Raw genomic sequence first — 13,506 nt, 5'->3', positions numbered from 1 at the left:
TTCATCAAAATGCAGCCATTCGGCTGCATTTTTGTTGTTTGCCGTAAATATGGTTTAGGACGACCTCATTTTGCTTTAAACTCCCCGCATTAATGCAATAATTCGAGATACTCTTTTGCACGCTAACGTATATATTCCTGAAGAATTCCTAACGCACATCGAAGCGATCATGCCTAGTCACCTAGATATGGCTTCTTTTGTTGCCTCATGCCAAAAACCACTTCGTAAAAGTATTCGAGTCAACACACTGAAAATCAGTGTTGAAGACTTCCTAGTACGAGCAAAAGAGAAAGGCTGGGAACTGGAACCTGTACCTTGGTGTGAAACAGGTTTTTGGATTACAGCCGATGAAAGTGAAGCGCCTCTAGGTAATACGGCAGAACACATGTCTGGTCTTTTCTACATCCAAGAAGCCAGTTCAATGATGCCACCTTCTGCACTCTTCCAAGGCGAAGAAAACTACCAAGCAGTGCTAGATACGGCTGCGGCTCCAGGCTCTAAAACCACGCAGATTGCAGCACTCATGAATAACCGTGGCGTGTTGGTTGCAAATGAATACGCAGCAAGCCGAGTTAAAGTGCTTCACGCTAACATTGAACGCTGCGGCGTAAGAAATGCAGCGCTCAGTAATTTTGATGGCCGTGTATTTGGTGGATGGCTACCAGAACAATTCGATGCTGTGTTGTTAGACGCTCCCTGCTCTGGCGAAGGCACAATTCGTAAAGACGCTGACGCAATGAAGAACTGGACTTATCAATCTGTTGTTGACATCGCAGATACCCAAAAAGACCTCATCGAAAGTGCATTCCACGCCCTTAAGCCTAACGGAGTTCTGGTTTACTCAACGTGTACGTTAAGCACGGAAGAGAACCAACAAGTGTGTCATCACCTAAAAGAAACCTTTGGTGACGCGGTTGAATTTGAATCTTTAGAATCACTGTTTGAAGATGCTAAAGCGACAACGACAGAAGAAGGCTTCTTACACATCTTCCCTCAGGTTTATGACTCTGAAGGCTTCTTCGTTGCACGTATTCGCAAGCTGGCGTCTGTAACTCCACCAGAAGTGAAAAAGCGTTTAGGTAAGTTTCCATTCGAGAAAGCATCGAAAAAAGCGCAACAAGAAGTGGCTGAACAACTTTCAACTGCGTTAGATATTGAGTTACCAAACGATACTCAAGTATGGACACGCGACAAAGACGTATGGCTATTCCCTGAAGCGTTAGAGCCGATGATTGGTGAGTTCCGTTTCTCTCGCATGGGCATCAAGATCGCAGAAACCCATAAAAAGGGCTACCGCTGGCAACACCAAGTGGCGACTACGCTCGCGACAGGCAACGAAGCCAACATTGTAGAACTGACTATCGAAGATGCTCGCGAATGGTTCATGGGACGAGATGTTCGCCCTGAAGGTCTATCAGGTAAAGGCGAAGTACTGGTTAAATACAACGGTGCGATCATTGGCCTTGGTAAATGGGTTGGCAACCGAGTTAAGAACGGTTTACCACGTGAGCTAGTGCGCGATAAGAACCTGTTCTAGCTTTTAGCTTTTAGCTTTTAGCTTTTAGCTTTTAGCTTTTAGCACATGCTCTATCCCTGAACAGAGCGATAAAGACGAACAAACAAAAAGCCCAAACAACGCAGGTTGTTTGGGCTTTTTCTATTCAATCTATTTTTGGAGAGACTAACTCAGGCAACGCAAATAAAAAGGTTGTTGAATCAACGCTTAATTACAAAAACATCAATTCAAGTCACTATTTGTGTTATCAAAAATCGCATATCAGAAAAATTAAACTAGACTTCAATCTATTAGATAAACAATTAAAACGATTAGCGTAGGCTCTTCGGAGCCCTTTCCCCTAAGCCCAAACAGGAAGGTTTGGGCTTCTTTTTGACCGACAGACCCGCTTATTTAGTTAAGCGAATGCCTTCTTTGTCGATCGAGATTTTACCAGACTTGTACAAACCACCAATGGTCTTTTTGAACGTACCTTTACTGGTTCTGAATGCAGAGAAAATCGCATCCGGTGAAGACTTGTCGTTCAATGGCAAGAAGCCACCTTTCTTTTCAAGCAAATCTAGAATCTTAGTGCTTAGATCATCCATCTTAGCCACACCAATCTTCTGAAGAGACAGGTCAATCTTACCGTCTTCTTCACGAACATTTTTAATGTAGCCTTTCAAGGTTTTACCGATGAACAGCTTACCGATGATGTCAGATGGGAAAATCATGCCCCAGTGCTCACCATTCACGATTGCTTTGTAACCCAATTGGCTACGTTCAGCGATGATAAGATCCACTTGCTCGTTTTGCTTATAAGTCGCAGGCGTGTTGTCTAACCACTTGTTGAACTTTGTTGTACCTACAATGCGGCTAGATGCTTTATCAATATATACATATACTAAAATTGACTGACCTTCGTTTAAACGGCCACGTTGCTCGCTGAAAGGAACCAGTAGGTCTTTACCTTTCACGCCCCAACTCATGAATGCGCCAGTGCTGTTTACACCTTCAACGGTCATCAAACCAAACTGCCCTACTTGAGCAATCGGTTTTTCGGTCGTTGCAGCGATCTGGTTGTCAGAATCAATGTATAAGAAAACATCTAACTTTTGACCAATTTCAACACCTTCAGGAGTAAATCGTTTCGGCAGCAACACGGTTCCATAGTCGCTAGCGTCAAGGAATACACCGAAGTCTGCTTGTTTTACTACTTCTAAGTTGTTTATTTGACCAATATTAATCATCAAGATTGTCTCTACTTTAAATTTGGCGGAGATTATACGTGATCTCTGATATGCTTTCGCTAGTTTCATTCATATTTTTACATTCTAGGAGCCATCGTTGATCACCGTTGATAAACAAGATGCGATAACACTTAAAATTAACCATGCCATGGCTAAAACAAAAAAGCTCGACATGGACGTTTATCTATTCATTCCCGGTGAACTTGGACTGACTCCTGAAGTGCTTTCTGAAAGCGCATTTTTTTACAGCTCGATCACTCAAAAGCGTGCATATTACAGTGATAAAACACTGTTGCCTTTGGTACACAGTCGCTTGGCAAAACGGGGGCGCTTATCAACGACTCAGTACCGTGTGAGTTTGAGTTTGTTCGCATATCAATACGTTATTGCTTTAGATAAGGCCGTGAGCAGCTTAAACAAGACAGATAGTGACGACGTAACGGCTGATGAAGTGGATGAAGTTATTGAACTGGCTTTAGATATCTTGAAGAAGCTACGCCGAAGCATCCCTTACGAAGAAAACCTTAAACGTTACTACGCTAATATCGATAACTATCTATCTTGGTACACCGAGCAAAAGTTCTTATCTCTGGTTTCACACATGCCACGTGGCAGTGAGTATTCAACGATTAAAGAACGACTCTTAACGCTTTGTGATAAAGAGACCGCGCACCGTAAACTAAACCGCTACAACTCAGCAAGAGTTCGAGAAGATGTTACCCGTTTGAGTAACAAGATGCGCTTGCTGCGTCGTTTAATTGAACACCCTATCGTGCTTAAAGAAAAGACGACATCGATGGGCAAGAACGTTAAGCGTGCAGTGAAAGGCATTGCAACCGGTTTGGTGATGGTCGTCGTGACCACTACTGTGATCTTGGCTCGTGACTTTCTTGGTGAGATTACCGCCTCTTTCATCGTGGCGATGTCTTTCATCTACGCGTTGCGTGAGATCTTCAAAGATGACTTGAGAGACATCCTTTGGCGCTGGCTGCGTAAAGGTAAACCGAAATGGAAGCGCCGCTACTATGACCCAACGACCAATAAATCTGTTGGACATAAACTGGAATGGTTGGACTACGCAAACTTTTCTAAGCTTGCAGATCGCATTCAGTCGATCCGTAAAAAGCGTGTGGTGCAACGTGAAGAGCAAATCTTGCATTACCGATCTCATACTGAGATGTCGACCTCGACCTTTATGAGTGGTTATGAGGAGACTCGTGAAACGTTATCAATCAGCCTGAGAGCGCTGACACGATTGATGGATAAGGGTTCGAACAAGATCTACCGGTTGAATGAAGGGCAAGTTAGCCGCGAATCAGTAGAAAAACGTCATCTTCTCAACCTGATCATCAAAGAGAACAACCATGATAACGAACCAACCTACTACCGTTGGAAAATCGTTATGAACCGTTCCAAAATCGTTGATATTGAGCAAATCACTCAAGAGTCATAGAGCCGTTATAAAGTTCTCTATAACGGTATGTGGAAACCATTCACATACCGTTGTTTCAACACTTCGAGAATTCCCCCATAACTTCTTACCCAGCACCTATTTCTTTGATGACTATTTTCTGGATGGGACTTTCTTAATCGAGAGCGTTAGCGTGAACTTAGCCATCGGCTCGTCACCATGTAAAGATGGACAAGTCGCGACAATGGTTACGGGTTGATTGACTCGCTCTCCGGTCGACATAGTTTCTGCCAACATAGTGTTGATCAGCTCACCGTCGTGACAAGTGAAATGCACATCACCCTCAGGACGCTTCAAAAATTTACCCGTCACCTCTTTAAAAGCCAACGAGATCTTTTCACCTTGCTGTTGCGACTTACTCATCGCAAGAAAGCCGCCCGCGACATCCGCACCAACAGCCAAAACGCCAAAGTACATACTGTTAAGGTGATTCTTGGTACGCCTTTTAAGCGGAATTTTCACTTCGACATGTTGGTTGTCCAGCGCGAGCAGTTTTGGTCGACACAACCAGATGAGTGGGACTTTGAAAAAGCCAAACATGCTTAAGTAGAAATTTGCTTTTTGTAGAGGGGTCAACATTCGAATTACCTAGCTAAGTTAGTCATCAGACCAGTTAATCGACTAGCAACAAGAATGTCAAAAAAATGTTACAAAAAAGAGATATCATCGCACAATGATATCTCTTTCATTCTCAAAGCATTAGCGCTTTAAATCAGCTTATCAGGCAAGCTAATCGATTTACGCAGTCACGACCGTTTCAACACCTTCAAGGTCAGCAATGTAACCTTGTAGACGTGGGTAATCGACTAAACCTTGCGTGACTAACAATACTGGCTTCTTCGCATGCAGGGTCGCTTTAACAATCATGTCCAGCAAAGTAATCACCGCTTCGTTTTGCGGATCGAAAGCATGTTGCTGCGCTTCATTTTGTTTGTCTACGCCAAGAGTGAAAGACGCTAGGCTGTCGACATTCACAACGACACCATCAAAGTAATGCAGTAGACGTTCGCTCAATAGTACCGCAGACGGTACATCACACGAGAACAGCACTTTCAGACCGTTAAGACCGCGTGGTAAACCTTGCTCTGCTAGCAAGTCGATGATCTTCGCAGCGTCGCTTAACGCACGAACGTAAGGCACAACCACTTCAACGTTGATGCCTTGCTCACGTAGTGTCTTAATCACCTGACACTCTAAAGCGAAAGCCTTGCTGTATTCTGGTGTCGCATAGCGAGCTACACCACGAACACCCAGTGCCGGGTTCACTTCCTCAGCTTCGCAATTTCCGCCTAACAACGAACGGAAGCTGTAGCTATCAGCACTGCTCAACGCGATGCGCACTGAGGTATGATTAGGTAGAACTGCGGCTTGAATCGCTACAACCAGTGTTGATACAAAATGTTCTTCGACACTCTTGCCACCAAGGATGGCATCTAAAGAGGTTTTCTCAATATCAGAAAGTGTATCTAAATGGTCTTCAATCGATGGATGGTAGAAAACTCGGTCCATAACCAATTCAGACAGAGATACGTACAAGTGGGTAGAATTATTATTATCGTTATAAGAAGGCAGCACATCACCTAAGACAAGTTCTGGGTGCAAAGTGCTTTGATTTTCTTGAGTCATTGCTGCTCCAGCATTTTTATGTTGTGTTCAAACGAAAATACCGATAGCTGCCTGTTAATACAAGTGAAAATCCCTTATTTGACGCTGGCCTGCTGATAAAAATAAGAATATTAGCAATAACTGAGATAACTTTGACTCAAGAGAGTTTATTCCTCTGTTCAATTCCGTTATCTTAACCACTTCGCAATAGAATAAAAAGCTATCACATGCCATTAAAAACTGATGAGTTGAGAACCCAAGCACTGGGTCCTATGCCAACTCCTGCCGAATTAGGCAATGCACACCCTATTACTGACGACGTTGCTGAGCGTATTGCAAATTCTCGCCGCCAAATCGAAGATATCCTAACTGGTCGTGATAACCGCCTATTAGTTATCGTTGGCCCTTGTTCTGTTCATGACACAGAAGCGGCACTTGATTACGCTGAGCGCTTAAGCCAGATTCAAGAGCAATACAAAGACGAATTGTTCGTGGTAATGAGAACCTACTTCGAGAAACCTCGTACGGTTGTAGGTTGGAAAGGTCTGATTACCGATCCAAACCTTGATGGTTCATATGCACTTGAAACGGGCTTGAACAAAGCGCGTAAGCTACTGCTAGACATCAATAAGCTTGGCTTAGCAACAGCGACTGAATTCCTTGATATGATCACAGGTCAGTACATTGCAGACCTTATCACTTGGGGTGCAATTGGCGCTCGTACAACAGAATCTCAGATTCACCGTGAAATGGCTTCTGCTCTTTCTTGCCCAGTTGGCTTCAAAAACGCGACTAACGGCAACATCAAGATCGCTATCGATGCGATTCGTGCTGCGCATGCTTCACACTACTTCTACTCTCCAGACAAGAACGGCCGCATGACGGTTTACCGTACTTCTGGTAACCCATACGGTCACGTTATTCTACGTGGTGGTGATAAGGGTCCTAACTTCGACGCTGAATCAGTAGACATCGCATGTAAGCAACTTGCTGAATTCGACCTGCCTCAACGTTTGGTTGTAGACTTTAGCCACGCTAACTGTCAGAAACAGCACCGTAAGCAGTTAGAAGTTGCACAAGACATTTGTGACCAGATCAAATCTAACAAGAATCAAATTGCAGGCATAATGGCAGAAAGCTTCATTAAAGAAGGCAACCAGCCAATGACTGACATCAACAACCTAGAATACGGCAAGTCTATTACTGACCCATGCCTAAGCTGGGAAGATACTGCAACTATGCTAGACATGCTTGCAACTGCAATTAAAGATAGAAACTTAGCTTAAGGACATAACACAATGCCATCATTTGACATTATCTCTGAAGTAGAATCAGTAGAACTACGCAACGCTGTAGACAATGCTAACCGTGAACTATCGACTCGTTTCGATTTCCGCGGCGTTGATGCAAGCTTCGACTACAAAGATGAGTCGGTAAAACTGACTGCTCAAGACGATTTCCAACTGAAGCAAATGCGCGATATCCTTCGTAGCAACCTAACAAAGCGCAATGTTGATCCTAACGCGATGGAAGCGAAGGCTGCAGACCAAACAGGTCGCACTTGGCACCAAACGGTTATCTTCAAGCAAGGTATCGAAACCGATGTTGCTAAGAAAATCGTTAAGCTAATCAAAGACAACAAAGTTAAGGTTCAAGCGGCTATCCAAGGCGAAAAAGTTCGTGTTACAGGCAAGAAGCGTGACGATCTACAAGCGGTTATGGCACTGGTTCGTAACGGTGAACTTGGTCAACCTTTCCAGTTTGATAACTTCCGCGATTAATTAATCTGGCTATGTGCAGCGGCTCTTGTTCGCTGCTCACTAATCAGTTTAATGCGGCATTTAACATAGCAAAAAGCCACTTCTTTATCGGAAGTGGCTTTTTATTTATCTGGCCGTTGTGACTAGCGTATTAGGGGCCAGCTTGAAGACAACTAGCATCTCTGTCTTTTAACTCAACACCTTGGCAGAAGACAGTTTCAGGTCTTTGCCTACCAGTAAATTGAACTCAACACTCGCTGGTGGAATAAACACACAGACACGTAAGCTCTCAGCTCTTGCTTGCTCGAGCTTAGTAGACAGCTCTCCACTATTCGCATAGCTTTCCCTTTCCGCATCTCGGCGACATAAGTCTATAAACTCAAACGGGCAATCACTCGGAGCAAGAACCAGTTCCGCTTCCTGCATTAGACGCAAAGCTTTCATTGGTAACAGCTCTATGTCTTGCTCGAACTCAATCCAAGTTACTTGTCCTTCACTATCAATACCTTGCGATAGCGCTTGTTGATAGTAAGACTCTAACTGCTCTCGGTCTGTTATCTGCTCAATAAAACTAGATGACAAGAAACGCTCCCAGAACTTACGACGCTCATCGACGGTTGGGAATGACTCTTTGATTGAATTGCGTTTTGATGCACCGAAGTCTGCAATCAAACCTATATTTTGTGGCAGTACTGTTTCGAGTTTTTCTCTAATATTACGCACTAAAACAGGTGAAGCACCACCGCTAGAGATCGCAATTTGAATTCTTCCGCGATTTATCATCGAAGGCGTGATGAAATCGCAGTAAGGTAAATCATCAACTACATTGACTAAAATACCCAGTTTTTTCGCATCATTATACACTTGATGGTTCAGGCTTGGGTTGTCTGTTGTAGCCCAAACCTGCAAGTAATCTTTCGATATGATCTGCGACGAATAAAAGTTCTGAACCCAGTGAAGTTTATTCTCATCAACAAGCTGCTTTAGGTAAGGCGCTACCTTGGGAGAAACCAAAGTCACATTTGCTCCAGCTCGTAACAAACTGTCGACTTTACGGCAAGCAACCTCACCCCCACCAACCACCAAAATTGGCTTATTTTCTACATCCAAAAACATTGGGAAATAACGCATGTTCTTCCTTGAGACGACTTCAATAACTATTCAGCCATGCTACCAAATTTGGAGCATATTCATAACTATCCAAGTGTAATAAAAATATTTATTGACCAAATTTCAATCTTTTTCAAGGCGAATGTTTCATCAGTGTGAGATTAATTCAGAATATTTATCTAGTCGATTATCAATATAAAAATCTAAATCTTGTTGCACCAACAGTGTGAGCCCTTGCACTATTTACATTCAGTTAACATTTGGTCATTCTAAATGTGTTCGGATTTGTGATTTCATTCAAAATTCTTTTTAAATTATACATTTGTGAAACTACGGATCCTTTCCTAACCTTATAAATAGTTGTTTAAATCGCACACAGTTTCATTTGCAAAATGCAACTCGTTTGATTTGGGCAACAAGGTCATAGAAAACGCAACACATATAGAAAAACTCAAACGAGCACGAGTATCAGGTGTCACCTGGTTAACAAGGAAGGATACAAATGACAAATAAACTAACACTTCTTGCTTCAGTAGTAGCTGCATCAACTGCGATGATGGCAACATCGGCATCAGCGGCAGAAAGCACTCTGGACAAAGTCACATCTCAAGGCTTCTTAACTTGTGGTGTAAGTACAGGTCTTCCAGGGTTCTCTAACCCTAACTCAAAAGGTGAATGGGAAGGAATTGATGTTGAGTATTGTCAAGCTCTTGCAGCGGCTGTACTCGGTGACAAGACCAAAGTTAAGTATGTACCTCTAACAGCAAAAGAGCGTTTTACTGCGCTTCAATCTGGCGAAATCGACGTACTATCTCGTAACACAACATGGACATTACATCGTGACACCGCTTTAGGTCTGAACTTCGTAGGCGTTAACTACTACGATGGTCAAGGCTTCATGGTTAAGAAAGATCTAGGTCTTACAAGTGCTCTAGAACTTGATGGCGCTTCTGTATGTGTTCAATCAGGTACAACGACTGAGCTTAACCTAGCCGATTACTTCCGTAACAACGGCATGTCTTACAAGCCAGTGGTATTTGATACAGCAGCACAAACGTCTAAAGGTTTCGACGCAGGTCGTTGTGACGTGCTAACAACAGACCAATCAGGTCTATACGCACTACGTCTAAACCTAGCTGATCCTAAATCTGCACAGGTACTTCCTGAAATCATCTCTAAGGAGCCTCTAGGTCCTGTTGTTCGTCAAGATGATGACAAATGGTTTAACGTTGCTAAGTGGACACTTTCTGCAATGATTAACGCGGAAGAATACGGCATCTCTTCTAAAAATGCAGACGAAATGCTTAAGTCAAAAGATCCAAACATCAAGCGTATTCTTGGTGTAGACGGTCCTAAAGGTAAAGGCCTTGGCATTCGTGACGACTGGGGTTACCAAGTAATTAAGCAAGTTGGTAACTACGGTGAGAGTTTTGAACGTACTGTTGGTACAGGTTCTCCACTTCAAATCTCTCGTGGCGTAAATGCATTATGGAATGCGGGCGGCTTTATGTACGCTCCACCAATCCGTTAATAGCACCTACGTGATTACTTGTTCGTAACCGTTGCTATCACGCACATCTTGTGTGGTAGCAACAAACAGAAAATGAATATTTGAGTAACACGATTTAGGGCGGTTTTTCCGCCCTAACTGTTAAATGGATTTGAGGTTATTGCAGTATGAAACCTAACAACACTCTTACTCCTTCCCAGGAAAAGCCTGAAGCAAAAAGTGCCAACCTATTATACAACCCGACTTTCCGATCTGTTGTTTTTCAGATCATTGCCATCGGAGCACTCGGCGCTTTCTTCTACACCATCGTAAATAATGCCCTTACCAACCTTGATGCCCGAGGCATTGCCACTGGTTTTGACTTTCTGAGTCAAGAAGCCGGTTTTGGTATCGGATTAACGCTCGTCGAATATGACGAAACCTTCTCTTATGGTCGAACGTTCGTCGTCGGCTTATTAAACACCGCCCTAGTTTCAGTGCTGGGTATTATTTTAGCCACCGTTCTTGGCTTCAGTATGGGTATCGCTCGTTTATCTTCTAACTGGTTAGTTAGCCGATGTGCAGCGGTTTACATTGAAATCTTCCGAAATATCCCTCTATTACTTCAAATTTTCTTTTGGTATTTCGCCGTTCTTCAAGCTCTACCATCAGCTCGTCAAAGTCTGAGCCTGGGTGGAGCCATCTTCTTGAATGTTCGTGGCTTATATTTCCCGGCGCCTGTTTTAGAGCAAGGAAGCAGCTTCGTTATTGCTGCACTGGTCATCGGTATTATCGCTACTGTGATAGTCAATATTTGGGCTAACAACAAACAGAAACTGACTGGGCAACAAACGCCGATGTTTCGCATCGCAGCGAGTTTAATCGTTGGTTTACCTCTGGTTGTTTACTTTGTTATGGGTATGCCTATTTCAGCTGAATACCCTGCGCTAAAAGGCTTTAACTTTAAGGGTGGTATCAGCATCATTCCTGAGCTTGCAGCCCTTGTGTTAGCTCTCAGTATCTATACGGCATCTTTCATTGCAGAGATCGTTCGTTCGGGTATTAATGCGGTGAACCATGGTCAAACAGAGGCTGCAATGTCTTTGGGACTACCACGTTCTCGCACACTTAAGTTGGTTATCATCCCGCAAGCTTTACGTATCATCATTCCACCGCTTACGAGCCAATACTTAAACTTAACCAAGAACTCTTCGCTAGCAATGGCGATTGGTTACCCTGACCTAGTTTCTGTATTCGCAGGTACGACGCTTAACCAAACAGGTCAAGCAATTGAAATCATTGCAATGACCATGGGCGTATACCTGACTCTGAGCTTATTGACCTCCGCGTTAATGAATATCTATAACCGTAAAGTCGCATTGGTGGAGAGATAATATGAGCACACATCAATTTCAACCTGATCTTCCGCCTCCCGCTAACACAGTTGGTATGGTTGGCTGGTTAAGGAAAAATCTCTTTAACGGCCCTATTAACAGCGTAGTGACACTGGTTTTAGGTTACATCGCATTCTCATTACTTTGGGCAACCTTTGACTGGGCATTCTTAAATGCAGATTGGGTCGGCACGACTCGCGATGCATGTACGAGTGACGGCGCGTGCTGGGTATTCATCAGTGTTCGTTGGGACCAGTTCATGTACGGTTTCTATCCTGAAGCTGAACTGTGGCGCCCTCGCCTTTTCTACGCAACGTTAGCCATTTTTGTCGCTTTATTGGCTTATGAAAAAACACCTAAGCGTACGTGGATTTGGTTGTTCTTCGTAAACATCTACCCATTTCTAATCGCTGGTTTGTTATACGGTGGTGTGTTTGGACTAGAAGTTGTTGATACCCATAAATGGGGCGGCCTACTGGTTACATTGATCATCGCATTAGTGGGTATTGTGGTTTCGCTTCCTATCGGTGTTGCACTTGCCCTCGGACGTCGTTCAGAGATGCCGATCATTCGCAGTATCTGTACTGTGTACATCGAAATCTGGCGTGGCGTTCCTCTTATTACCGTGCTGTTCATGGCATCGGTAATGCTACCTCTATTCTTAGCCGCAGGTTCTGAAACCGATAAGCTCATCCGTGCTCTTGTTGGTGTGGTGTTGTTTAGTGCGGCTTATATGGCAGAGGTTATTCGTGGTGGTCTACAAGCGATTCCTAAAGGTCAATACGAAGCAGCAGATGCACTAGGTCTAACCTATTGGAAAAAGATGGGACTGATTATTCTTCCTCAAGCGTTGAAAATCACTATTCCATCAATCGTGAACACATTCATTGGCCTATTTAAAGACACCAGTCTGGTACTTATCATCGGTATGTTTGATGTGTTGGGTATTGGCCAAGCAGCGAATACAGACCCTGAGTGGTTAGGCTTCGCAACAGAAAGTTATGTATTTGTCGCGTTAGTGTTCTGGGTGTTCTGTTTTGGCATGTCGAGGTACTCGATATGGCTAGAGAACAGACTTCACACCGGTCACAAACGATAGTTAATAAGATCAAGGACGTATTATGACGCAACAACTAAACCCAGGATCGCAAGAGTTGATGATTGAACTTAAAGACATGAACAAGTGGTATGGTGAGTTCCACGTGCTCAAGAACATCAACCTTGAAGTTAAGAAAGGCGAGAAAATCGTTATCTGTGGCCCTTCTGGCTCAGGGAAATCTACGATGATCCGTTGTATCAACCGATTGGAAGAACATCAAAAAGGTCATATCTTCGTTTCAGGAAATGAACTGACTGAGGATTTAAAGAACATCGAAGCCGTGCGCCGAGATGTAGGTATGTGTTTCCAACACTTCAACCTGTTCCCACATCTTACAGTATTAGAAAACTGTACTCTGGCGCCTATTTGGGTCAAAAAGATGCCGAAGGAAGAAGCTGAAGCGATTGCGATGAAATACCTAGAGCGTGTAAAAATCCCTGAGCAAGCAGATAAGTTTCCAGGTCAGCTTTCAGGTGGTCAACAACAGCGTGTAGCTATCGCCCGTTCTTTGTGTATGAACCCTCAAGTAATGCTGTTTGATGAACCAACATCAGCACTCGATCCAGAAATGGTTCGTGAAGTGTTAGATGTAATGGTAGAGCTTGCAGAAGAAGGCATGACCATGTTGTGTGTGACGCACGAAATGGGCTTTGCTAAAGAGGTAGCGGATCGCGTTATCTTCATGGACGCTGGCGAAATCATCGAAGAGAACAACCCTGTCGACTTCTTTGAAAATCCGCAATCGGACAGAACTCAGAACTTCTTAAGCCAAATCTTACACCATTAATGTGTTATGATGCATAAACTACAGAGGCGGCTTAGGTCGCCTCTTT

The 13,506-nt window shown here is 43.6% G+C and carries 12 protein-coding genes; 8 read left to right on the top strand and 4 right to left on the bottom strand.

The genetic code is table 11. The annotated features are described in order from the left end of the window. Window positions 1-115 precede the first annotated feature (115 nt). Window positions 116-1,537 (top strand): 16S rRNA (cytosine(1407)-C(5))-methyltransferase RsmF, encoded by a 1,422-nt coding sequence (gene rsmF, locus L1D22_RS10670; protein ID WP_239829747.1) that lies wholly within the window; start codon window positions 116-118, stop codon window positions 1,535-1,537. Window positions 1,538-1,905: 368 nt separating this feature from the next. Here rsmF and L1D22_RS10665 read toward each other — a convergent pair whose 3' ends face one another. After that, on the bottom strand, window positions 1,906-2,814 hold the full coding sequence (locus L1D22_RS10665) for a S1-like domain-containing RNA-binding protein (protein ID WP_080967362.1): 909 nt from the start codon (window positions 2,812-2,814) through the stop codon (window positions 1,906-1,908). A 28-nt stretch (window positions 2,815-2,842) separates the two neighbouring features. On the opposite strand from L1D22_RS10665, the gene L1D22_RS10660 reads away from it, so the two are divergent. Further along, window positions 2,843-4,198 (top strand): hypothetical protein, encoded by a 1,356-nt coding sequence (locus L1D22_RS10660; protein WP_017063834.1) that lies wholly within the window; start codon window positions 2,843-2,845, stop codon window positions 4,196-4,198. A gap of 111 nt (window positions 4,199-4,309) precedes the next feature. Here the strand turns inward: L1D22_RS10660 and L1D22_RS10655 are convergent, their stop codons facing one another. Next, window positions 4,310-4,795, bottom strand: coding sequence for a DUF4442 domain-containing protein (locus L1D22_RS10655; protein WP_239829746.1), 486 nt, complete (start codon window positions 4,793-4,795; stop codon window positions 4,310-4,312). A 159-nt stretch (window positions 4,796-4,954) separates the two neighbouring features. After that, the gene (locus L1D22_RS10650) at window positions 4,955-5,842 is read right to left on the bottom strand and encodes a putative PEP-binding protein (protein ID WP_239829745.1); all 888 of its coding nucleotides are present in this window, start codon (window positions 5,840-5,842) and stop codon (window positions 4,955-4,957) included. Window positions 5,843-6,048: 206 nt separating this feature from the next. On the opposite strand from L1D22_RS10650, the gene L1D22_RS10645 reads away from it, so the two are divergent. Together L1D22_RS10645 and L1D22_RS10640 are read left to right on the top strand one after the other, a co-directional pair. Next, window positions 6,049-7,107, top strand: coding sequence for a 3-deoxy-7-phosphoheptulonate synthase (locus L1D22_RS10645; protein WP_176681133.1), 1,059 nt, complete (start codon window positions 6,049-6,051; stop codon window positions 7,105-7,107). 12 nt (window positions 7,108-7,119) lie between these two features. After that, window positions 7,120-7,602: a YajQ family cyclic di-GMP-binding protein gene (locus L1D22_RS10640; protein ID WP_017630035.1), complete on the top strand. Its 483-nt coding sequence runs from the start codon at window positions 7,120-7,122 to the stop codon at window positions 7,600-7,602. Window positions 7,603-7,770: 168 nt separating this feature from the next. Here the strand turns inward: L1D22_RS10640 and L1D22_RS10635 are convergent, their stop codons facing one another. Next, entirely contained in the window at window positions 7,771-8,712 is a 942-nt protein-coding gene (locus L1D22_RS10635) for a bifunctional precorrin-2 dehydrogenase/sirohydrochlorin ferrochelatase (RefSeq protein WP_239829744.1), read from the bottom strand. A gap of 481 nt (window positions 8,713-9,193) precedes the next feature. Here L1D22_RS10635 and L1D22_RS10630 point away from each other — a divergent pair, with 481 nt between their 5' ends. The 4 genes from L1D22_RS10630 (at window position 9,194) to L1D22_RS10615 (ending at window position 13,460) form a co-directional block, all read left to right on the top strand. Next, entirely contained in the window at window positions 9,194-10,222 is a 1,029-nt protein-coding gene (locus tag L1D22_RS10630; protein ID WP_017630037.1) for an amino acid ABC transporter substrate-binding protein, read from the top strand. 146 nt (window positions 10,223-10,368) lie between these two features. Next, complete coding sequence (locus L1D22_RS10625) at window positions 10,369-11,574, top strand: amino acid ABC transporter permease (protein WP_239829743.1); 1,206 nt, start codon at window positions 10,369-10,371, stop codon at window positions 11,572-11,574. Between the two features lies 1 nt (window position 11,575). Continuing rightward, window positions 11,576-12,673 carry an amino acid ABC transporter permease gene (locus tag L1D22_RS10620; RefSeq protein WP_239829742.1) on the top strand — a complete coding sequence of 366 codons (1,098 nt, stop codon included), beginning with the start codon at window positions 11,576-11,578 and terminating at the stop codon, window positions 12,671-12,673. A gap of 22 nt (window positions 12,674-12,695) precedes the next feature. Beyond that, a complete protein-coding gene (locus L1D22_RS10615; RefSeq protein WP_239829741.1) occupies window positions 12,696-13,460 on the top strand; it encodes an amino acid ABC transporter ATP-binding protein in 765 nt (254 codons plus the stop codon). Window positions 13,461-13,506 lie beyond the last annotated feature (46 nt).

This window comes from Vibrio sp. Isolate34, from assembly GCF_022397915.1.
Classification (GTDB): domain Bacteria; phylum Pseudomonadota; class Gammaproteobacteria; order Enterobacterales; family Vibrionaceae; genus Vibrio.
The sequence above is the reverse complement of the archived record's forward strand: the minus strand, read 5'-3'. Positions and strand labels throughout refer to the sequence as shown.